The organism is Mesorhizobium sp. LSJC285A00, from assembly GCF_000503155.1.
GTDB lineage: Bacteria > Pseudomonadota > Alphaproteobacteria > Rhizobiales > Rhizobiaceae > Mesorhizobium.
Map to the genome: position 1 here is coordinate 66,786 of NZ_AYVK01000049.1, position 21,149 is coordinate 87,934.

The window sequence follows — 21,149 nt, forward strand, 5'->3', positions numbered from 1 at the left end:
CCCGCCGCAGTTTCCACTGCGACCGGCGCACACGCAACAACTCAAATCGCTCTCGCTACTGCTTATCCAGACCGTACACGGAATGCAAAGTGCGAACCGCGAGTTCCGTGTAGGGACCGTCGATCAGTATCGAAATCTTGATCTCGGAGGTAGTGATGGCGCGGATGTTGATCGCCTTGTCGGCCAGCGCCTTGAAAGCGGTGGCGGCCACACCGGCATGGCTGCGCATGCCGATGCCGATGACCGAAACCTTCGACATGCCGGCTTCCGACTGCACCACGTCATAGCCGATCGAAGCCTTCAGACGCTCCAGCACGGCCAACGCCTTGTCCACGTCGCCGGACGGCACGGTGAAGGTCATGTCGGTGAACTTGCCGTCCTCTGAGATGTTCTGGACGATCATGTCGACATTGATGTTGGCCTCGGCCAGCGGGCCGAAAATGCCGGCGGCAACGCCCGGGCGGTCGCCGACGCGGCGCAGAGAAATCTGCGCTTCGTCCTTGGCGTAGGCAATTCCGGTGACGACCTGCTGTTCCACGATCTCTTCCTCGTCGCAAATGAGCGTTCCCGGAGGATTGAGCAAATCCCCCATTCCGGGCGCATCGGGATCGTCGAAGGACGACCGCACGAACGTACGCACCCTGTGCACCATGGCAAGCTCGACCGAGCGCACCTGCAAGACCTTGGCGCCGAGCGAGGCCATTTCGAGCATTTCCTCGAACGAAATCTTGTTGAGCCGCCGCGCCTTCGGCTCGATGCGGGGATCGGTGGTGTAGACGCCGTCGACATCGGTGTAGATGTCGCAGCGGTCGGCCTTGACCGCCGCGGCAATGGCCACCGCGCTTGTGTCGGAGCCGCCGCGGCCGAGCGTGGCGATGCGGTTGTCCGGGCCGATGCCCTGGAAGCCGGCGACGACAGCCACCTGGCCCTCGCCGAAGCGCTTGATCAGGAACGCGCCGTCAATTTCGAGGATGCGCGCCGCGCCATGCGCGTTGTCGGTCTTGATCGGGATCTGCCAGCCCTGCCAGGAGCGGGCATGGACGCCCATATTCTGCAGTGTGATCGCCAGCAGGCCGGCAGTCACCTGCTCGCCCGAGGCGACCACGGCGTCATACTCGCGCGCGTCGTGCATGGGCGAGGCTTCGCGCGTCCAGCCAACCAGTTCATTGGTCTTGCCCGCCATCGCCGAAACCACGACAGCGACCTCATGGCCGGCATCGACCTCGCGTTTGACGTGACGCGCCACATTGCGGATGCGGGCGATGTCGGCGACGGAGGTTCCGCCGAATTTCATCACGATGCGCGCCATGGAAGCGAAATGCCTTTGACTGAAGCCGGCCCAGGACCGAAAGGGGAAGTAAGCGCTCGACAGAAGCCGGCCGCTGAATGCGCGCCTCCTTAGCCAAATGATCACGGTTTCGCAAGGCTGGCGGCGGATGCCGGCTTCAGGATCGCGGCATATTGCGTTCGGCCCCGCCGCCGCTTACCAAATGCTGCCTGCGGGAAACTCCTTTTGGTCCGGCATATCGAATGATTGTTCGCCTTCGACGCGCCATGCGGTGGCAATCGCTGCCGCTGTTCATCGGCTTCGCCGTGCTGGCGTTGATCGTCGGCACACGCGCCGTGCTGGTCGAGACCCAGAGAGCCAATCGTGAGGCCGCGCGCGAGGCGGTCGAGTATCAGGAATTGCTTTCCGGTTTGCTTGCGATGGCTCAGGAGGCCGAGACCAGCCAGCGCGGCTATCTCCTGACCGGCGAGAAATCCTACCTCCAGCCTTATCGGCAGGCGGTCGACGCCATTCCGGGCCAGCTTGCCCGCATCGACGGCATGACCGCGCCGGACGACGAACTCGTGCAGCAGATCAACCACGTCAAGGACGCGCTTTCACAAAACCAGGCCGAATTGGCTGAGACGATTGCACTCTACGATCGCGGCGATGCGGCAAAAGCTCTGGAACTGGTCCGCAGCGGCCAGGGCAAGGCCGCCATGGACCAGATCCGGGCCAGCATGGACACGATCCGGCGCATTGGCGGCGCAGCCATCGCCGCGCGCGACGCTCATACCGACCGGGTCGAAAACTGGCTGCGAATCGGCTCGATAGCGGCGCTGCTGGCGATCTTCCTGCTTGGCGCCTACACGGTTCGCCTTTCGCGCCGCCGGTTCCGCGCAGTGGCGATCGCCCAGGAAGAGCTGATGCGCAAGAACATCGAGCTCGGCAACGAAATCCAGACGCGTGAAAAGGCCGAATCGCAGATCCGCCAGATGCAGAAGATGGAGGCTGTGGGCCAGCTGACCGGCGGTATCGCCCACGATTTCAATAACATGCTGGCGGTGATCATCAGCGCCATGAACCTCGCCCAGCGCAAGCTGACGCGGGGCGAGCACGACATCATGAAATTCATCGAAGCGGCGACCGATGCGGCGACCCGGGCCGCAAACTTGACGTCACGGCTGCTTGCCTTCTCGCGCCAGCAGCCGCTCGCGCCTCAGGTTGTAGACGCCAATCGTCTGGTCGCCGGCATGTCGGACCTGCTTCGGCGGGCGCTCGGCGAAACCATCCGCATCGAAACCGTGCTGGCTGGCGGCCTGTGGAAGACCCATGCCGATCCGAGCCAGCTCGAAAATGCCATTCTCAACCTGGCGGTCAATGCGCGCGACGCCATGGGCGAGGACGGCAAGATGACCATCGAGACCGCCAACAGCCACCTCGACGAGAGCTACGCCGCCACCCATGCCGAGGTCAAAGCCGGCCAGTATGTAATGATTGCGGTCAGCGACACCGGCGCCGGCATGCCGGCGGACGTCATGGAGCGGGCTTTCGAGCCATTTTTCACCACCAAGCCAGTCGACAAGGGCACCGGCCTCGGGCTGAGCCAAGTGTTCGGCTTCGTCAAACAGTCCGGCGGACACGTCAAGATTTACTCGGAACCCCGCCAAGGCACCACGATCAGGATCTACCTGCCGCGCTTCTTCGGCCCGGAAGAGGCCGCCATATCTTCGGAACGAGCCGGAAATCCTGCCGTGCCGGTCACCGAAACCATCCTTGTCGTGGAGGACGATCCACGCGTGCGGGCTTCCACCACGGATGCCATGCGCGAACTCGGCTACACCGTCATTCATGCCACAAGCGGCCAGGAAGCGCTGGAAAAGCTGGGCGACAACCCTGGTGTGGCGCTCATGTTCACCGATATCGTCATGCCGGTGATGAATGGCCGCAAGCTCGCCGAGGAGGCGCTGGCGCGCATGCCGAAGCTGAAGGTGATCTTCACCACCGGCTTCACCAGGAACGCCGTCGTCCACAATGGCGTGCTCGACCATGACGTGCATTTCCTGGCCAAGCCCTTCACCATCGAGCAGCTGGCGGCGAAATTGCGCGACGTGCTGGACGCAAAATGACCGAGGCCCTGGAAATCGTCACCTTTCGCCTCAAGCCTGGAGCGGAAGCGGGCTTTGCCGCCGCCAACAACCTGGTCGCCGACTGGCTGGCGCGGCAACCTGGTTTCGTAAACCGCTGCCTGGCGCGGCGGGACGATGGCAGCTGGGTCGATGTCGTGCGCTGGCGAAGTCGCGAGCAGGCTCTCGCCGCCGCCGGCCGCATCATCGCCGAGATCGGCGATTGCGAAGCGATGCGGGCCATCGATCCCGCGAGTGTTGCGATGGGACATGCGGCGATTGTGATCTCGAGGCCCTAGGTCGACTTGCCAGCAGTCGCATAAAACCGGCCTTGACTTTCTTGCCCCGGCACCCGACTTCCTAGCGTCCGAGGAGACCCGCCCCATGCCAGAGGCCCGACGATCGACAATCGATGCCGGAGAAGTGGAACGCTTTTCCGCGCTTGCCGCCGAATGGTGGAACCCGAACGGCAAATTCCGTCCGCTGCACAAATTCAACCCGGTCCGGCTTGCCTATATTCGGGACCAGGTGGCGGCGCGCTTCGGCCGCGATCCGCGGGCGGCGCGGCCGTTCGAAGGCCTGCGTTTCCTCGATATCGGCTGCGGCGGTGGGTTATTGTGCGAGCCGATGGCAAGGCTTGGCGCCGAAGTGGTCGGCGCCGACGCCTCGGCAACCAACATCGAGGTGGCGAAGCTGCACGCGGCCGAAGGCGGCGTGACGGTGGATTATCGCGCTACGACCGCTGAGGATTTGGCCGATTCCGGCGAGAAATTCGACGTCGTCCTCAACATGGAAGTCGTCGAGCATGTTGCCGATGTCGACCTGTTCATCGGCAAGTGCGGCGAAATGGTCAAGCCCGGCGGCATCATGTTCGTGGCCACCATCAACCGCACGCTGAAGGCACTGGGCCTGGCCATCATCGGCGCCGAATATGTGCTGCGCTGGCTGCCGCGCGGCACCCACCAGTTCGGCAAGCTGGTGCGGCCCGAAGAGCTTGAAAAGGCGCTCGGCAGCGCCGCCATGACCATCATCGACCGCACCGGCGTGACCTACAATCCTCTCGCCGACCGCTGGGCACGCTCCAAGGACATGGACGTCAACTATATGGTGCTGGCGGAAAAACGATCGGTCTGAACGAAGGGGCGGCCGTGGACACTATGAGGGCCCGAGAGCTGGCGCTCGATCTTCCCGAAACGGTCGAGCAATCGCATTTCGGCAAGGCTGACTTCCGCGTCCGCAACCGTATCTTCGTCTCGCTGCCCGAAGCCGACCGTGTTGTCGTCAAGCTCGACCGGGACCAGCAAGAGATGATGGCCGCGGCTGAGCCATCGGTTTTCAGGCCCGTGACAGGCGGCTGGGGCCAAAAGGGATGGACGTCGATCATGCTCGAAGCCTGCGACGAACAGACATTCCGCAGCGCCGTTCGGACGGCCTGGCGAAACGTCGCCCCGCCGGCGCTACGGAAGCGCCTCGACGCGAGCCAAATTTAAGCTTGAGCAGTTCGAGCAAAGTGTGAAGCGGTTTTCCCGGGAAAAGCGCATAGCGCTTTGCCTAGGGAATTGCGTAAACCAAAGACCCTATGCCTTCTGGCTCTGCGCCTTGGTGGTGATGATCACGCCGACGGTGATGATCACCGCGCCGGCCCAGGTCAGCAACTGGTAGTGCTCGCCGAGGAAGATGGTTCCGGCAAACAGGCCGACGGCCGCCGCCACATAGCCGATCTGGCTGAGATAGACCGGACCGCCCACGGCCTGCAGCCGGAAGAAGAAGGCAAACATCGCCGAGGCCGAAGCGACTTGCGCCACGACAACCAGCGGCACGGCCCTGAGCGGGGCGAAAGCGCCGACGCCGAACAGCGTGAGAATGCCGATCAGCAGCAGCGTCGCCGAGGCCAGGTGGCTGCCGACGGCCAGTTCGATCGGACCGGTGCCTTCGGGCCAGTCGACGGTGCGATAGATATTGCCGGCGGCAAGGCTGACCGGGATCAAAAGTCCGACCAGCACCCAGTAGACATCGGCCGGCTGGCCGGCCTCGCCGCGCGTCACCGCCACCATGACGGCGCCGATGAAGCCGACGGCGATACCGATACTGCCGAGCGTATTTGGCCGTCGAACGCCGAGCAGGATCGAAAACACCAGTGTGATGACCGGCGACAGCGTGAACATGATGCCGGTATAGCCGGCGCCGAGATGCGGGATAGCCGAAAACATCAGCAGATTGGGCACGGCGTAGGACACGGCGGCGGTGATGAAGAAATAGCGCAGTCTGTGCGACGTGAGCCGCATGCGCTCGCCGTTCGCGAGCAACGGGCACAGCAGCACGCTCCCGGCGCCGAACGAGATAACGAAGGCCCAGACCATGGCCGGAACGCCGGCAGCCGTCGCCAGCTTGCCGAACGGCAGGGTCAGGCCGAGCAGGCCGCCGGTGACGACCAGCAGGCCAAGCGCCGATTCCCAGAGAAATTTCATCGGATGGTCCCGTCACTCACTTGCGGCACTGGGTCGAAACTGTATCTTGAGGTAGCATACCACAAAGATTCTTAACGTCAAGATACTTAGCGGTGAGACAGATGGATCGCGCGGCAAAGGCGGTGGAGCAATGGAAGCGGGAACGGCCGGACCTGGAGGTGTCGCCGATGCTGGTGCTTGGGCGGCTGAACGAAGCCTCTTCGCTAATCGCCCGCGAGCGCCTCGCCCCGCTGTTTGCCCGTTTCGGACTGCAGGCCGGCGAATTCGATGTGCTGGCGACGCTGCGCCGCTCCGGCCAGCCTTACGCGCTGACACCGACCGCTCTCTACGAGGCGACGATGGTGACCTCCGGCGCCATGACCAACCGGCTCGACCGGCTTGAGAAGGCCGGACTGATCCTGCGCGGCCCGCACCCCAACGACCGGCGTGGCATTGTCGTGCAACTGACCGAAAAAGGTCTGGCCTTGATCGACGAAGCCCTGACCGCCCACGTCGCCAACGAGCATGAAATCCTCGCCGGGCTCACCGGCACGGAGCGGGGGGCACTGGCTCAGTTGCTTGGCAAATTGATCGATAGCGCCAGCTGATCGCTCAATTGCGCTCCTCGGGAAAACTCGGGATCGGCATGAAATCGATGCCATCCTCGGCCAAGCTCTTGGCTTCGTCCAACGTCGCCTCGCCATAGATGCCGCGCGCATCGCTCTCGCCGAAATGGATCTTGCGCGCTTCTTCGGCAAACTTGTCGCCGACATAGTCGGCATTCTCGCGCACCTTCTCGGCCATCGCCTTCAGTTGCGCCAAAGCCTGCTTCTGGGTTTCGCCCATGGCCAGCGCAATTGTTTCCTGCTTCCGCGCGGTGGAGACGGCTGGCGCCATCAGCGCCTTTTGCACCTTGTGCGAGCCGCAGCTCGGGCAATCGACGAAGCCGCGCTTCTTCTGCGTGTCGAAATCGTCATTGCTGCGAAACCAGCCCTCGAATTCGTGCTCGTGCTCGCAGATCAGGGCAAAGCGGATCACGAAGCCGCGCCCCTGAGCCGCGGCGCTTCCACTGCGCCGGCATTGACGGCAAAATCACGCGCGTTCTTGAGATTGGGGATTTTCTTACGCGCGGCCGACGACTGCGCCGTGTCGATCTCGGCGATGATCACCTCCGGATCGTCATGGTCGGCCTCGGCGAGAATTCGACCCCATGGGTCGACGATCAGCGAATGGCCATAGGTTTCGCGGCCATCCTCATGCAGGCCACCTTGTGCTGCAGCAACCACATAGGCGCCGTTCTCGATGGCTCGGGCTCGCAGCAGCACATGCCAGTGCGCCTCGCCGGTCTGGCGGGTGAAGGCGGCAGGCACCGACAAGAGGTCGGCGCCGGCCATCGCCTCGGCGCGGAACAGCTGTGGAAAGCGTAGATCGTAGCAGACGGCAAAGCCGAGACTAGCGCCGTCGATCTCGGTGACGACGGCCTCGGTGCCCGGCTCATAGGCGGCGGATTCGCGCCAGCTCTCGCCATTGTCGAGGTCGACATCGAACATGTGGATCTTGTCGTAGGTGGCAAGGGTGGCGCCGTCCGGCCCAAACAGCAGCGCCCGGTTGGCGAGCTTGCCGTCGGTGCGCAGGATGGCGGTCGAGCCGATGTGCAGGAAGACGCCGAGTTCGCTGGCGAGCTTGCGCGCGGCCGCCACGACGATGTCCTTGTCTTCCAAGGTGAAGGAAGCAGCCCTGGCTTCCTTGTCGCGGATCAGCGCACCGGTCATTTCCGGGGTCTGGATGTAGGTTGCACCGAGGCCTGCCGCTTCGCGCACCAGCCGTTCGAGATCGACCGCGTTGCGCTCGGGGCTCTCGCCCGAACGCATCTGGATCGCCGCCGCCTTGAAAATACCCATCGTCACGTCCTCTTTGAGCAATTCCAGGAAAAGTATGTAACGGTTTTCCGTCCGGAATTGCGTAAAAACAAAGACATAGAGCGGCGCTACGAACCGCTCTTTGTCGTCGAGCCGTTGGCAAGCAGCCTATCCAGCTGCCCCCGTGCCTCCAACTCGTGGAGGTCGTCGGAGCCGCCGACATGCGTGTCGCCGATGAAAATCTGCGGAAAGGTCGAGCGGCCATGCGCCCGCGAAATCATTTCCTGGCGCAATTCCGGCGAAAACGAAGCGTCATGCTCGGTGTAGGCGACGCCCTTGCGGTCGAGCAGCCGCTTGGCCGCCGCGCAATAGCCGCACATCATACGGGTGTAAATCGTCACATCGAGCATCGGTCCGTGCCTTTCCTCGACCTTATATAGTCGCGGACTCGTCGGCCCGAAAGTCCCCCGGCAGGACACGCGCGAAGGTCAGCACATCGACCGCTCCGGCGCCGCCCTTCTTCAGCGCCCTGGCGACCGAGCGCACGGTGGCGCCGGTGGTGTAGACATCGTCGACCAGAAGCACGCGGCGCCCAGTGATCTCGATTTCGGCTTCCGCAGGCACACGGAAGGCGGCGCGGACATTGGCCTCGCGCTCCTGCCGCTCCAGCCCGACCTGCTGGCGCGTGAGCTTGACGCGCCGGACCGCCGAGGGCGAGAAAGGCAGCCCGCTAAGCTGCGCAACCGCCCTTGCCAACTCCGCCGACTGGTTGAACTGCCGGCGAAAGAAGCGCCGCCAGTGCAGCGGCACCGGCACGACGACATCGGCGTCTGCAACTAGCTCGGCCCCGGCGCGGAGCATCCAGCGCGCCATCCATGGCGCCAGATCGGTGCGGTCCTGGTATTTCAGCCCTTGCACCATCTGGCGGGCGACACCGGAATAGGCCACAGCCGCCCGCGCCCGCTCGAACGGCGGCGGATCGGCGATCGCCTCGGCCGACAGGAATCCCTCGCCCATATCGTGGGTGAATGGCGTGCCCATCACCGCGCACCATGGCCGCTCCAGCAGCCTCAGCTTCGGCCAGCAGGCACCGCACAAAACGCCGGGTTGCGAGACGTGCCTGCGACAGCCGGCACAGACCGGCGGGAACAGCATCCGCGCCGGCCAGTCCAACATGGCCAGTTTCAACATGATTTGAGCGAGGCTCTTGATCTCCATCACCGGATCGGCCACGTGGTTTTGTCGTCCGCGCCAGGATATCACTAGACAGACAAACAGGGATGTCTACCGTTGCAGCCGATCATCGATACTGAACTTTGGCTGGTGCGCAAGCGCAGGGCGCTGGCCCACCCCGTAGCCGGCGCGGATTTTCTGATGCGGCGGGCGGCGGAAGACCTTGCCGACCGGCTCGGCGCGGTCGAGCGGAAATTCGGCAAGGCCGCGGTGCTGTTTTGCCAGACGCCGGACGCAACGGACGTGGTCGCTGCAAGCGGCAAGGCAGCGGAGATCGTGCGCGTCGAGGCAGATCCAGCGTTTCTGGACGGCCGGCCAGGGCTGATAGCACCGCTGGAAACAGTGCCGTTCCAGCCGGAAAGCCTCGACCTCGTCGTTTCACTTCTGTCGTTGCAGGCGATGAACGACATTCCCGGCATGCTGGTGCAGATCCGCCGCGCTCTGCGGCCCGACGGGCTTTTCCTCGGCGCCTTTGCCGGCGCCGGCACGCTTTCCGAATTGCGCGAAAGCCTGCTCGCCGCCGAGACCGNCTCTATGGCGGCGCCAGCCCGCGTGTCATCCCCTTCACCGATGTTCGCGACGCCGGCGCACTGCTGCAGCGCGCCGGACTGGCGCTGCCGGTGGCCGACGTCGAAACGGTGACCGTCCGCTACGATACCCTCTTCGACCTCATTGCCGATCTCAGGGCGATGGGCGAAACCAGCGCGCTGACCGATCGCAGCCGGCGACCGGGAGCGCGAAAGCATTTTACCCGTGCCGCCGAAATCTATGCCGAACGCTTTTCGGACGCTGATGGCCGCATCAGGGCAAGCTTTTCCATCGTCTGGATGTCGGGCTGGGCGCCCGATGCCTCGCAGCAAAAGCCCTTGAAACCGGGTTCGGCGAAGGTCTCGCTGAAGACGATACTGGAAAACCCCGGCGGGCGGTGACGGCGCTCCGGATCAGTGCTCGGCGAAGGCGTTTGCGAGCCTGCTGTTGTTGTCGCTGAACAGAAACTGGATCGCATTGCTGGCCTTGCCGACACCCCCGACGATGGCAAGCGACAGCACCGCAACGATCAGGCCATATTCAATGGCCGTGGCGCCTGTTTCGTCCTGCAAAAATCGGCGCAGCAATGGCTTCATGATCGTCGATCCCTCTCATCCCCGACCATATCGCCGACCTGTTAAGAAAGGTTAACGGCACAAGCTTAACAGGCTGTGAAATGGGCCTGCGTTGAGGAAGTTCTCAAGCTGGTGTCGACCTTGTTGGTCAGCAGTCGCCGCTGCGTTGGCCGTCGGAGCGGATGATGCAGACTGAGCTCGGTGAGGGCTGCAGCACGCTTCTGCGCAGCGTATAGGTGGCCCGCGAGCCGATCGAACCCGTGCTCATCGGGTCGAGACCGCCTGCAAGAGCATCGCGGCTGGATGATCGCGTCTGGTTGTCCAGCACGGGGACCGCGATCAGCGCCAGCGCCACTGCGGCCGAGCCGAACAACAGCGTGACGCGCAATAAGCCGACGCCGGCGGCGCGAAAGCTGCGATCTGGCCGGATCGAGTCCCATTCCCTGTCGAGGCTCATGCAATCGCTCCCCGCGAACCCGCTTTGCCGCAATTTTTCACGACGAGATAAATCTTCCATTAACGCTGGCTAGATCAGACCGCGAAATGGCTTTGTATCACAACAGGTCGATGAGGAACTGGATTAGCGGCGCGTCGGCCGGCGGCATGGGATAGTCGCGCATCTGCTTTGGCCGCACCCATTTCAACGCCTGCCCTTCCCTGGGCTGCGCGATGCCGCGGAAGCGGCGGCAGACGAACAGGGGCATCAGGAGATGGAAATCATCATAGGAATGGCTGGCGAAGGTGAGCGGCGCCAGGCAAGGAATGTCAGTCTCGATGCCGATTTCTTCCTGCAGTTCGCGGATCAGGCATTGTTCCGGCGTCTCGCCTGGCTCTACCTTGCCGCCGGGAAATTCCCACAGGCCGGCAAGCTGTTTGCCCTCGGGCCGCTGCGCCAGAAGCACCCGCCCATCGGTATCGACCAGCGCGCACGCGGCGACCAGCAGCAGGCGTTGGCCGGTGATCTCGCTCATGCGCCCGGCGGCCGGCGATAGTGGTAGCGATAGACTTCGTCGAAGCCCAGTGAGCGATAGAGCGCCAGCGCCGGCGCATTGCCGGCCTCGACCTGCAGCCAGGCTTCGCGAGCGCCACGCAGCCTCGCCCACTTCAGCGCCGACAGGATCAGGTTGCGGCCATGGCCCTGATTGCGCGCCGACTTGGCGGTGGCGATCTCGAACAGACCGGCAAGATCGCCGTCATGGACGCAGATCAGCACCGCCAGAGGGTCGGCCCCTTCCTCCAGCGCAAACAGCCCGACTTCGGGTTGGATAGCGCCGATGATTTCCGAAAGACCGGGCCGCAGCGATGCATCCGAGCCGCTGACCTTGAGCGACGCGCCGAGAAAGCGGCTGATATCCTTCAGCGGAATCTGGTCCATGGCCGGCGCCAGTTGCGCGTCCGCCAGCGGCAGCCGCATCACCAGGGATTCGTCGAATGTGCTCCAGCCCTCATTGTCGAGATGCTTGGCTAGGTCCGGCCCCGACAGCGGCGAGATGCGGAAGGTCAGCGGCCTGCCATAGGCGTCGAAGCGCCGGCTGGCGCGGCCGATGCGCTCGGCAATGTGCTGGGTGTCGCCGGGATCGAGCGGGTTGACCGAGTTCAGCCGCTTGGCCGGATGGCCGGCTGTCAGCCGCACCACCCAGGTGCCGTCATAATGCACGGCCGCCGCCGGCCAGGCGCGAAAACCCGCCGCCTCGTAGCGGCGCACGATGGCCAGCATGCTTGCCGGATGCCTGGAAGCCAACCCATCAACTCCGGTAATCGCCATTGATGGCGACATATTCCTTGGTGAGGTCGCAGGTCCACACCGTCGCCTTGCCGCGGCCGATACCGATATCGGCGCGGATGCGAATGTCGTCGCGCTTCATATAGGCCGAGGTCGCTTCCTCGGAGTAGCCCGGGTCGCGTTCGCCCTCATGCGCCAGACGGTTGTCGCCGAACCAGATCGACAGCCGGTCGCGATCGGCCGGCTCGCCGGCCTTGCCGACGGCCATGACGACGCGGCCCCAATTGGCGTCCTCGCCGGCAACCGCCGTCTTGACCAGCGGCGAATTGGCGATGGACAGCGCGATGCGCTTGGCCGAGCGCGCCGATTTGGCGCCGGTAACGGTGACTTCGACCTGCTTGCGGGCGCCCTCGCCGTCGCGCACCACTTGCAGCGCCAGCGATTTGAGCACCTTGCCCAGCGCCCGGCGGAAGGCGCCGAGACGGGCATCCTTGGGATCGCTGATGGCGGGCGCGCCGCGCTTGGCAGCGGCTCCGGTGGCGAACAACAGCAGCGTGTCGCTGGTCGAGGTGTCGCTGTCGACGGTGACGGCGTTGAAGGTCTTGGCCGTGCCGCGCGACAACAAGTCCTGCAGCACGGGGGCGGCGATCGGCGCATCGGTGGCGATGAAGGACAGCATAGTCGCCATATCGGGCGCGATCATGCCGGCGCCCTTGGAGATGCCATTGATGATGACGTCGGTGTCGCCGAGCTTGACCGTCGCTGTCGCCACTTTCGGATAGGTGTCGGTGGTCATGATGGCCTTTGCCGCCTCGGTCCACAGATCCGGCTTGCCGTCCTTGACCAGTCCGGCGAGCAAATGGCTGAATTTGGTGGTGTCGAGCGGCTCGCCGATTACCCCGGTGGAAGCGAGGAACACTTCGCCTGGCGTGCAGCCTGCGGCCTTGGCCGCGGCCTCGCCGGTCAGTTGGGTGGAGGCGCGGCCCTTCTTGCCGGTGAACGCGTTGGCGTTGCCGGAATTGACGACCAGCACCCGCGCCTTGCCGGCGCCAAGGTTCTCGCGGCAGAAGTCGACCGGTGCCGAGGGGCATTTCGACTTCGTGAACACGCCGGCAACCGCTGTGCCGGCATCGAAGACCATGGCCAAGAGGTCGGTACGGTTCTTGTACTTGATCCCGGCCTCGGCGGTGGCGATGCGCACGCCCTCGATGGCAGGCATTTTGGGATATTTCTTCGGCGCGAGCGGCGAAATCGTTGCGGACATTGGAGACCTCTGGCGAGGGAAAAACGCTGGGCGAAGGCCGGTTTGCCCGATAGCACGGCCCGGCGCAAGGGCGTTTTCTTGGCCGCCGCTGTCGGCAAGCCACCAGGGATTAAGCTTGCATTTCAAATCCGTTGGCGTCACCGGGGCCTCTGGCGTTATGATATCGGCCATGGGCAGGCTGGTGATCTTGGCGGTGGCGTATATGGGGCTTTTGCTCCTAAGCGCCGATGCGCAGCCGGAACGGCGCGTGGCGCTGGTCATCGGCAATGGCACCTATGCCGAAGCCGGCACGCTCACCAATCCGGTCAACGATGCCCTCGATATTGCCGGCAAGCTGCGCTCGATCGGCTTCGACGTCATCGAGGGCAACGATCTCGGCAAGCGCGAACTCGAGCGCAAGATCGGCGAATTTTCCGACGCGCTGGAAGGTGCGGGCGTCGGGCTTTTCTATTACGCCGGCCACGGCCTGCAGGTGGAAGGGCGCAACTACATCGTGCCGGTCGACGCCCGGCTCGACATGCCGGTCAAGCTGCAGCTCGAAGCCGTGCCGATCGACGAAGTCCTCGATATCATGGAGCAGCAGACCAAGGTCAGCCTGGTCTTCCTCGACGCCTGCCGCAACAATCCCTTTGCCCGCAGCCTGAGTCGCACCGCCACCACGCGCTCGGCAACGGCGCTTGCCGGTCTGGCGCAGTTCGATTCGACGCGCGGCTCCTTCATCGCCTTCTCGACGGCGCCAGGCGCTGTCGCCATGGACGGCACCGGGCGCAATTCGCCGTTCGCCGCCGCCCTGCTGCGGCACATGGCCGAGCCCGGCCAGAGCATCAACGACATGATGATCGCGGTGCGCCGCGACGTGGTTTCCGAAACCCGTGAGGGCCAGCGCCCATGGGAACAGGGCTCGCTGCTCGAACGGTTTGAGTTTGTGCCTGACGGTGTGGCTGCAGCGCCGCCGCCGGCCGTTGCGCCGGCGCAGTCCAGCCAGGTGGCAGCGCTCGAACGTTCCGTTGGCGACGACAAAACCGCGATCGAGAAATTTCTGCGCGACGCCTATCTTGCGCCCGATGCCGCGGCGATCGGCGAGACCGTCAAACGGCTCTATGCGCCTTCCGCCACCATCTTCGGCACGCGCTATGACAGCGACGCCGTCGTCAAGCTCAAGACGGACTGGTTCGCGCAATTTGCATCCTGGTCGTTCAATCTCGAGCCCGGCAGCCTCGAGGTGACGCCGCAGGGCGAGAACCGCGCCGAAGCCGTGTTCGCGATGAGCTATGACTATATGTCGAAAGACAAATCGGCGGCGCGCATGACCGGCAAGGCACGCGTCACGCTTGGGCTTGTGAAGAGCGACGGCCAATGGCGGATCGCCTCGGAAACCTCGCAAGCGATGAACTGAAATCCCCGCCAAGGGCGAATGTGAGACCTGTTTCTACACCGCTGGAAACGGGCCGTTTCGTTTGACTGCCAGCTAACCTATATTGTCTACGAAATTGCTGGCGAGGACAAATATGGGCGAGGATCCGGCGCGCAGATCGATTGGGGCGCGGCGCAATCCGGACAGCGCCGAGGCCATTCTCGAGGCCGCGGAGGCACTACTGGTCGAGGCCGGCTATGCCGGCTTCTCCATCGAGGCCGTCGCGCGGCGTGCCCGCGCCGGCAAACCCACGATCTATCGCTGGTGGCCGAGCAAGGCGGCCCTGCTGCTGGAGGTCTACAAGCGGCAAAAGCGTGTCGACGTCCCCGATACCGGCAGTCTCGAAGACGACCTCGTCGGTTTCCTGAGGAACCTCTTCGCGCATTGGCGCGACACATCCTCGGGCAGCGTATTCCGCTCGCTGATCGCCGAGGCCCAGTCGGACGAAGCGGCGGCCGCGGCCCTGACTGGCTATGCCGATGGGCGCGTGTCCCACACCGCTCGGATCATCGAGCGCGCCAAAGCGCGCGGCGAGGTTGCGGCCGATATCGACGCAGCGCTGGTCGCCGACCTCATCGCTTCCTATGCCTGGAAACACCTTTTGACCAACCGGCTGGACGAAGATGAGGCGACAATCCTTGCCACTGTCCGCTATGTGATGTCAGGCATCTCCCGCAATTGAAAAGGGCGCCGAACGGCGCCCTTTGCATGTTTTTTCGGTGCCGGCCTTACTTGCCGGCTTCCATCGTGTCGACGGCCTTCTTCAGATTGGCGTCGGGGATTTCGACCTTGGCGGCGCCGCGCAGCTGCTTGACCAGTGCGAAATACTTGTCGCGGATCACCGCCTGCTTGGCCTGGTCCTTGACGTCGTCGAAGGCCGGCGGCTGTTTGGTGCGCTTGTCCTCGAGCTTGATGACATGCCAGCCGAATTGCGTTTGCACCGGCTCCTTGGTGTATTTGCCGATTTCGAGCGCAACTGCCGCCTTGTCGAATTCCGGCACCATCTGCCCCGGGCCGAACCAGCCGAGATCGCCGCCATTGGTCTTGCCCGAGGGATCGCTGGTATGCTCGTTGGCGAGCTTCTGGAAGTCGGCACCGCCATCGAGCTGCTTGATAATCGCCTCGGCCTCTTCCTTCGTCTTCACGAGGATGTGACGGGCATGAATCTCATTGACCGGCGGCGTGCTGGCGATTTCCTGGTCGTAGCGGGCGCGCACCTCGGCATCGGTAACCTTGTCGACGACGCCCTTCTCGACCATCTCGCCATGCAGCGCGCGCTGCTGCAGGAACGCCATGCGGCGCTGGAATTCGGGATCCTTGTCGAGCCCGGTAGCGACCGCCTGGGCGGCCATGACGCGGATTTCGATGGCCGCCGAAAGGGCGGCGGCGCGGCGCTGCTCGGGTGGCAACTGCGAGAACTGCTGCGACAGCTCGCCCTCGGCAAGCCCAAGGTCCGCCTCGGTCAGCTTCTGGCCATTGACGGTAGCGATGACGGCGTTCGGATCGACGGGGGCTGCCGCCGGCGCTGCTGCGGCATTGGCCGGGGCGGGAGCGGCTTCCTGGGCCATCAGCGGAGACAGCGACAGGGCCGACAGGCCGAAAGCCAGGCCAAGGCTGGCGAGCGACGCACGGCGAAACAGTAAGGACATCAAGATTAACTCCAAGGGGGGATTGGTAGGGCTTGCAGATCAGCCGGATTGTGGCGGAATTTGGCGCTGCCCATAGGGCTAACGCGGCGTTGACATCAGTTGAGCCCCCTCTTATCTGTCCAACGACTTTGCGTCCAGAACCGTTTTCCGGGCGCTTTTTGTGTTTGTCCGCGTTTCACGCGGAATTGATGGGGCCGGCCGGCGCTCATCTCAAAATTGAGAATTCTATCGAAAGGACCATCGGATGGTCAGTCTCGGCGGTCTCGCCCGTAAGGTTTTCGGTTCCTCCAACGATCGCCGCGTAAAATCGACCCGGCCGCGTGTCGAGGCGATCAACGCCATGGAAAACGAGATGCGGGCGCTGTCCGACGCCGAACTTCAGGCCCGCACGGAAAAATTCCGCCAGGATATCGCCAACGGCGCTACGCTCGATGACCTGCTGGTGCCGGCCTTCGCCACCGTCCGCGAGGCATCCCGCCGCGTGCTCGGCATGCGCCCGTTCGATGTGCAGCTGATCGGCGGCATGGTGCTGCACAATGGCGGCATCGCCGAAATGCGCACCGGCGAGGGCAAGACCCTGGTCGCCACCCTGCCCGTTTATCTCAACGCGCTTGCCGGCAAGGGCGTCCATGTCGTCACCGTCAACGACTATCTCGCCACCCGCGACTCCGAATGGATGGGCCGCGTCTACAAATTCCTCGGCCTCTCGGTCGGCGTCATCGTCCATGGCCTGTCCGACGAGGAACGCCGCGTCGCCTACGCGTCCGATGTTACCTATGCCACCAACAACGAGCTCGGCTTCGACTATTTGCGCGACAACATGAAGTATGAGCGCGCGCAGATGGTGCAGCGCGGCCACAATTACGCGATCGTCGACGAAGTCGATTCCATCCTGGTCGACGAGGCGCGCACGCCGCTGATCATTTCCGGTCCGCTCGAGGACCGTTCGGAAATGTACAACACCATCGATGCCTTCATGCTGCAGCTCGGCCCAGCCGACTACGAGATCGACGAGAAGCAGAAGACCTCGATCTTCACTGAAGAAGGCACCGAGAAGCTGGAAAACCTGCTGCGCGCGGCCGGTTTGCTCAAGGGCGAGTCGCTCTATGACGTCGAGAACGTCGCCATCGTCCACCACGTCAACAACGCGCTGAAGGCGCACCGGCTGTTCCAGAAGGACAAGGACTACATCGTCCGCAATGACGAGATCGTCATCATCGACGAATTCACCGGCCGCATGATGCCGGGACGCCGCTATTCGGAAGGCCTGCACCAGGCGCTCGAAGCCAAGGAGCATGTGGCGATCCAGCCGGAAAACCAGACGCTGGCCTCCGTCACCTTTCAGAACTATTTCCGCCTCTACAAGAAGCTGTCCGGCATGACCGGCACGGCGCTGACCGAGGCCGAGGAGTTCGGCAACATTTACGGCCTCGAAGTCACCGAGATCCCGACCAATCTGCCGGTCATCCGCAAGGACGAGGACGACGAGGTCTACCGGACGGTCGAGGAGAAGTACAAGGCGATCGTTAAGGAGATCAAGGAAGCGCGCGCCAAGGGCCAGCCGACGCTGGTCGGCACCACCTCCATTGAAAAATCCGAGCAACTGGCCGAGCGCCTGCGCAAGGAAGGGTTCAAGGATTTCGAAGTGCTGAACGCCCGCCATCACGAGCGCGAAGCGGCCATCGTCGCCCAGGCCGGCAAGCCCGGCGCCATCACCATCGCCACCAACATGGCGGGACGCGGCACCGACATCAAGCTCGGCGGCAACGCCGAGATGCGCATCGAGGACGAACTGGGCGACATGCCTGCTGGTCCCGAGCGCGAGGCGCGCGAAAAGGAAATCATTGCCGATGTCGAGCGCCTGAAGGAAAAGGCGCTAGCCGCCGGCGGCCTCTACGTGCTCGCCACCGAGCGCCATGAATCGCGCCGCATCGACAACCAGCTCCGCGGCCGCTCCGGCCGCCAGGGCGACCCCGGCCGTTCGAAATTCTTCCTGTCGCTGCAGGACGATCTGATGCGCATCTTCGGCTCCGAGCGCATGGACGGCATGCTGCAGAAGCTTGGCCTCAAGGAAGACGAGGCCATCATCCATCCGTGGATCAACAAGGCGCTGGAAAAGGCGCAGAAGAAGGTCGAAGCGCGCAACTTCGACATCCGCAAGAACCTGTTGAAATACGACGACGTCTCGAACGACCAGCGCAAGGTGGTGTTCGAGCAGCGCATCGAATTGATGGACGGCGAAGGCCTGTCCGAGACGATCGCCGAGATGCGCGAAGGCGTCATCGAGGAGATCGTCACCAAGAACATCCCCGAAAACGCCTATGCCGAGCAGTGGAACGTCGCCGGCCTCAAGGCCGAGGTCGCCGAATTCCTCAATCTCGACCTGCCGGTCGAGGACTGGGTCAAGGAAGAAGGCATTGCCGAGGACGACATCCGCGAGCGCCTGACCAAGGCCGCCGACGCCGCCGCCAAGGAGCGCGCCGAGCGCTTCGGCCCAGACGTGATGAGCTATGTCGAACGCTCGGTGGTGTTGCAGACGCTCGATCATCTGTGGCGCGAGCACATCGTCAACCTCGACCATCTGCGTTCGGTCGTCGGCTTCCGCGGCTACGCCCAGCGTGACCCGCTGCAGGAATACAAGAGCGAGGCGTTCGAGCTGTTCCAGGCGCTGCTCGGCAATCTGCGCCAGGCCGTCACCGCGCAATTGATGCGCGTCGAACTGGTCCGCCAGGCCGCCGAAGCGCCGCCGCCCGAAGCGCCTGAAATGTTCGGCAGCCACATTGACGGCACCACGGGCGAGGACGATTTCGAGGGTGGCGAGACCGCACTTCTGGTCCGCCAGGAGAGCAACGCCATCGTCGCTCCCGAAGACCGCGATCCGAACAACCAGGCGACCTGGGGCAAGATCGGCCGCAACGAAGCCTGCCCCTGCGGCTCCGGCAAGAAATACAAGCACTGCCACGGCGCGTTTGCCTGATTTCAGCGGCTAGGTCGGCGGGACAGCACCCCCCTCCGGCCTGCCGGCCATCTCCCCCTCAAGGGGGGAGATCAGCAGCTTCGGCGCCGTAACTTCTTTCAATTTCGACAATTGGCGAAAGCCACAGTGACAGCCAATCTTCCCCCTTGAGGGGAGATGTCCGGCAGGACAGAGGGGGGTGCGAAGGATCGCGACCTCTCGGTCCAACCCTCGTCAAAACCTCACAACAACCCCGAATCGCGCGCCGCCGCCGTCGCTTCGCCGCGCGAGACCGCGTCCAGCTTGCCCAGCACCGCCGAGACATGGTGATCGACCGTCTTTGGCGAAATCGTCAATTGCTCGGCGATCCGCTTGTTGGACAGGCCGCGTTCGATCAGCTGCAGCACCTGCATCTGGCGCAAGGTGAGGCCGGCGAGGTTGGCGCGCGTCGAGCGGCGCGGGCCGCGGGCGATGCCGCCAACGCCGTTCCTGCGCATGATATCGCGCAGGCGCTGGGCCGCCGGCCTTGCCCCCAGGCCGTCGAAAATATCCAATGCCAGACGCTGCCCCTCGTCATCGCCGAGGATGAGCGCCAGTCCGCGCTCGTATGGCGCATTCAATTCGGACCAGAGTGCCGAAGCCGAACGCCAGTCGCCGGTCAGGAGCAGCCGGTATGGTGTCGCCATCTCGGCGGTGTCGCCGGCCGGCATATCGGGAGAGAGCAATGTTCGCCACAGAGCCAGCTCCCCGACATGGGCACGCGAGCGCACCGGCGTTTCGGCGCGGGTGATCAGCGCCAGCGCCTCTTGCCTGTCGGCCAGGCCCAGCCATGCCTGCTCCGCCATCAGCGCTGCGTAAGAGCTCAGCATCTGCAGGTCGCCGCCGCTTCCGACCAGACGCGCCATTTCGGCGAACAGCGGCTCGGCCGAGGGATCGCCGCGCCTCAGGCGCAGTTTCGCCAGTGCCAGCAGCGCCGGAAACCGGCTCACGGTGGTTGTCCGCTCATTGTCGATGACATCGCTTGCCGTCGCGGCGGCCTCATCCCATTGGCCCTGACGCAGCTGCACATCGGCCAGCATGCCCCTGAGATAGTCGCGCCAGGTGCCGAGGTCGTTCTCGGTGCAATAGTGGATGCCGCTCTCCAGCACCGGACGCGCCGCGTCGTAGCTCATCTGGGTGATCTCGAAACAGGCGCGGTTGGTGAAGGCGCGCGCGGCATGTTCCTGGAAATTGCCTTGGAGCGCAATTTCAAGGCTTTGGTCGAGGCGCAGGCGTCCGGCATCCGGATTGAGCCACTGCTCGACGCAGCCGACATTGTTGAGGGCATGCGACGCGATGTCGGGACGGTTCATGCGCGCAGCCAGCGCCGCTGCCTTCTCGCCATAGAACAGCGTGTCCTCCACCCTCTCCGACAGCATCGCCAGGTGTGAAAGGTTCGAATAGGCCATGGCGAGTTCCGGCCCGGCGGGAGCCGCCTCCAGCATCGCCACCGCCTCGGCGCCGAAGGCGGCGGCCGCCTCGCGGTCATCGGCCATTTCGCTCAGCCGGGAGAGCCATCTCAGGCTGTCGCCCTCCTTCAGCCTGTTGCCGCCTGCCTGATGCAACCGGCGCGCCTCGCCCTGCGCTGCAAGCGCGTCGTCGATCTTGCCGATGAGATGGCACTCGAACGCATGGCTTTCGTAGAGCGCGGCGCGGTCAATCACCGGCAGGCTGTCGGCCTGCTGCAAGGCGATCTCGTAATAGCCGGCGGCATCGCGATGGGCGCCGACGCGCGACGCCTCGCGCGCGGCGATCGGCGCAAGTTCGCGCACCGCCGCCAGATTGTGCGCCTCGACCGCATGATGGACCAGGCGGCCTGTGGAGACGTCGCCATTTTCGAGCAGTGCCGCCAGCGCACGCTGGTTGAACTGCCGCCTGTGCGACGTCGTCAGCATCATTTCGATGGCGCGTCGCGCGATGTCGTGGCGGAAGGCGTAGCCGTCGCCCAGATCGTCGAGCAGCCCGTTGGCGACACACTCGGCCAGTTGGCCGGCGCTGGCGACGCCGCACAGGCCCTGCAGGGCCCAGGCGTCGGCGCGGCGCGGAAACACCGACACCGCGTCGAGCAT

General features: G+C 64.2%; 21 protein-coding genes and 1 pseudogene. 9 read left to right on the forward strand and 13 right to left on the reverse strand.

Going from position 1 to position 21,149, the window contains the following annotated elements; all coding sequences use genetic code 11:
* Positions 1–55 precede the first annotated feature (55 nt).
* Entirely contained in the window at positions 56–1,309 is a 1,254-nt protein-coding gene (locus tag X726_RS141320; protein ID WP_023672973.1) for an aspartate kinase, read from the reverse strand.
* A 221-nt stretch (positions 1,310–1,530) separates the two neighbouring features.
* Between X726_RS141320 and X726_RS141315 the strand changes: the two genes are divergently transcribed.
* The 4 genes from X726_RS141315 (at position 1,531) to X726_RS141300 (ending at position 4,883) form a co-directional block, all read left to right on the forward strand.
* Positions 1,531–3,396 (forward strand): CHASE3 domain-containing protein, encoded by a 1,866-nt coding sequence (locus X726_RS141315; RefSeq protein ID WP_245272170.1) that lies wholly within the window; start codon positions 1,531–1,533, stop codon positions 3,394–3,396.
* Positions 3,393–3,692 carry a hypothetical protein gene (locus X726_RS141310; RefSeq protein ID WP_050588582.1) on the forward strand — a complete coding sequence of 100 codons (300 nt, stop codon included), beginning with the start codon at positions 3,393–3,395 and terminating at the stop codon, positions 3,690–3,692. Before X726_RS141315 ends, X726_RS141310 begins: the two co-directional genes overlap by 4 nt.
* 85 nt (positions 3,693–3,777) lie before the next feature.
* The gene (gene ubiG, locus X726_RS141305) at positions 3,778–4,527 is read left to right on the forward strand and encodes a bifunctional 2-polyprenyl-6-hydroxyphenol methylase/3-demethylubiquinol 3-O-methyltransferase UbiG (protein WP_023672976.1); all 750 of its coding nucleotides are present in this window, start codon (positions 3,778–3,780) and stop codon (positions 4,525–4,527) included.
* A 23-nt stretch (positions 4,528–4,550) separates the two neighbouring features.
* On the forward strand, positions 4,551–4,883 hold the full coding sequence (locus X726_RS141300) for an MmcQ/YjbR family DNA-binding protein (protein ID WP_023672977.1): 333 nt from the start codon (positions 4,551–4,553) through the stop codon (positions 4,881–4,883).
* 87 nt (positions 4,884–4,970) lie between these two features.
* Here the strand turns inward: X726_RS141300 and X726_RS141295 are convergent, their stop codons facing one another.
* Positions 4,971–5,861, reverse strand: coding sequence for a DMT family transporter (locus X726_RS141295; RefSeq protein WP_023672978.1), 891 nt, complete (start codon positions 5,859–5,861; stop codon positions 4,971–4,973).
* Positions 5,862–5,962: 101 nt separating this feature from the next.
* Here X726_RS141295 and X726_RS141290 point away from each other — a divergent pair, with 101 nt between their 5' ends.
* Complete coding sequence (locus tag X726_RS141290) at positions 5,963–6,448, forward strand: MarR family transcriptional regulator (RefSeq protein WP_023672979.1); 486 nt, start codon at positions 5,963–5,965, stop codon at positions 6,446–6,448.
* A gap of 4 nt (positions 6,449–6,452) precedes the next feature.
* Here X726_RS141290 and X726_RS141285 read toward each other — a convergent pair whose 3' ends face one another.
* The 4 genes from X726_RS141285 to X726_RS141270 all read right to left on the reverse strand — a co-directional run bounded on the left by X726_RS141285 (position 6,453) and on the right by X726_RS141270 (position 8,890).
* Positions 6,453–6,878, reverse strand: coding sequence for a DUF1178 family protein (locus tag X726_RS141285; RefSeq protein WP_023672980.1), 426 nt, complete (start codon positions 6,876–6,878; stop codon positions 6,453–6,455).
* Complete coding sequence (locus X726_RS141280) at positions 6,875–7,741, reverse strand: carbon-nitrogen hydrolase family protein (protein ID WP_023672981.1); 867 nt, start codon at positions 7,739–7,741, stop codon at positions 6,875–6,877. The genes X726_RS141285 and X726_RS141280 overlap by 4 nt, the downstream gene beginning before the upstream one ends.
* A gap of 86 nt (positions 7,742–7,827) precedes the next feature.
* A complete protein-coding gene (grxC, locus tag X726_RS141275; protein ID WP_023672982.1) occupies positions 7,828–8,109 on the reverse strand; it encodes a glutaredoxin 3 in 282 nt (93 codons plus the stop codon).
* Between the two features lie 22 nt (positions 8,110–8,131).
* Entirely contained in the window at positions 8,132–8,890 is a 759-nt protein-coding gene (locus tag X726_RS141270) for a ComF family protein (RefSeq protein ID WP_245272171.1), read from the reverse strand.
* Positions 8,891–8,989: 99 nt separating this feature from the next.
* On the opposite strand from X726_RS141270, the pseudogene X726_RS01000000167590 reads away from it, so the two are divergent.
* Positions 8,990–9,861: pseudogene (locus X726_RS01000000167590) on the forward strand (methyltransferase domain-containing protein).
* 12 nt (positions 9,862–9,873) lie between these two features.
* Here the strand turns inward: X726_RS01000000167590 and X726_RS141265 are convergent.
* The 5 genes from X726_RS141265 to argJ all read right to left on the reverse strand — a co-directional run bounded on the left by X726_RS141265 (position 9,874) and on the right by argJ (position 13,022).
* Positions 9,874–10,056 (reverse strand): Flp family type IVb pilin, encoded by a 183-nt coding sequence (locus X726_RS141265; RefSeq protein WP_023672984.1) that lies wholly within the window; start codon positions 10,054–10,056, stop codon positions 9,874–9,876.
* Between the two features lie 127 nt (positions 10,057–10,183).
* Entirely contained in the window at positions 10,184–10,492 is a 309-nt protein-coding gene (locus tag X726_RS141260) for a hypothetical protein (RefSeq protein WP_023672985.1), read from the reverse strand.
* Positions 10,493–10,589: 97 nt separating this feature from the next.
* A complete protein-coding gene (gene mutT, locus X726_RS141255) occupies positions 10,590–11,006 on the reverse strand; it encodes an 8-oxo-dGTP diphosphatase MutT (RefSeq protein WP_023672986.1) in 417 nt (138 codons plus the stop codon).
* Positions 11,003–11,752, reverse strand: coding sequence for a GNAT family N-acetyltransferase (locus tag X726_RS141250; RefSeq protein WP_023713717.1), 750 nt, complete (start codon positions 11,750–11,752; stop codon positions 11,003–11,005). The genes mutT and X726_RS141250 overlap by 4 nt, the downstream gene beginning before the upstream one ends.
* Before the next feature lie 28 nt (positions 11,753–11,780).
* Positions 11,781–13,022 carry a bifunctional glutamate N-acetyltransferase/amino-acid acetyltransferase ArgJ gene (gene argJ / locus X726_RS141245; protein WP_023672988.1) on the reverse strand — a complete coding sequence of 414 codons (1,242 nt, stop codon included), beginning with the start codon at positions 13,020–13,022 and terminating at the stop codon, positions 11,781–11,783.
* A gap of 169 nt (positions 13,023–13,191) precedes the next feature.
* Here argJ and X726_RS141240 point away from each other — a divergent pair, with 169 nt between their 5' ends.
* Entirely contained in the window at positions 13,192–14,418 is a 1,227-nt protein-coding gene (locus tag X726_RS141240; protein ID WP_023672989.1) for a caspase domain-containing protein, read from the forward strand.
* A 112-nt stretch (positions 14,419–14,530) separates the two neighbouring features.
* Entirely contained in the window at positions 14,531–15,118 is a 588-nt protein-coding gene (locus X726_RS141235; RefSeq protein WP_023672990.1) for a TetR/AcrR family transcriptional regulator, read from the forward strand.
* Positions 15,119–15,164: 46 nt separating this feature from the next.
* Here the strand turns inward: X726_RS141235 and X726_RS141230 are convergent, their stop codons facing one another.
* Positions 15,165–16,085 (reverse strand): peptidylprolyl isomerase, encoded by a 921-nt coding sequence (locus X726_RS141230; protein ID WP_023672991.1) that lies wholly within the window; start codon positions 16,083–16,085, stop codon positions 15,165–15,167.
* 244 nt (positions 16,086–16,329) lie between these two features.
* On the opposite strand from X726_RS141230, the gene secA reads away from it, so the two are divergent.
* Positions 16,330–19,062 carry a preprotein translocase subunit SecA gene (secA, locus tag X726_RS141225; RefSeq protein ID WP_023672992.1) on the forward strand — a complete coding sequence of 911 codons (2,733 nt, stop codon included), beginning with the start codon at positions 16,330–16,332 and terminating at the stop codon, positions 19,060–19,062.
* Between the two features lie 221 nt (positions 19,063–19,283).
* On the opposite strand, the gene X726_RS141220 is transcribed toward secA, so the two are convergent.
* Positions 19,284–21,149: LuxR family transcriptional regulator (locus tag X726_RS141220; protein ID WP_023672993.1), on the reverse strand; the 1,866-nt coding region annotated here is incomplete at its 5' end.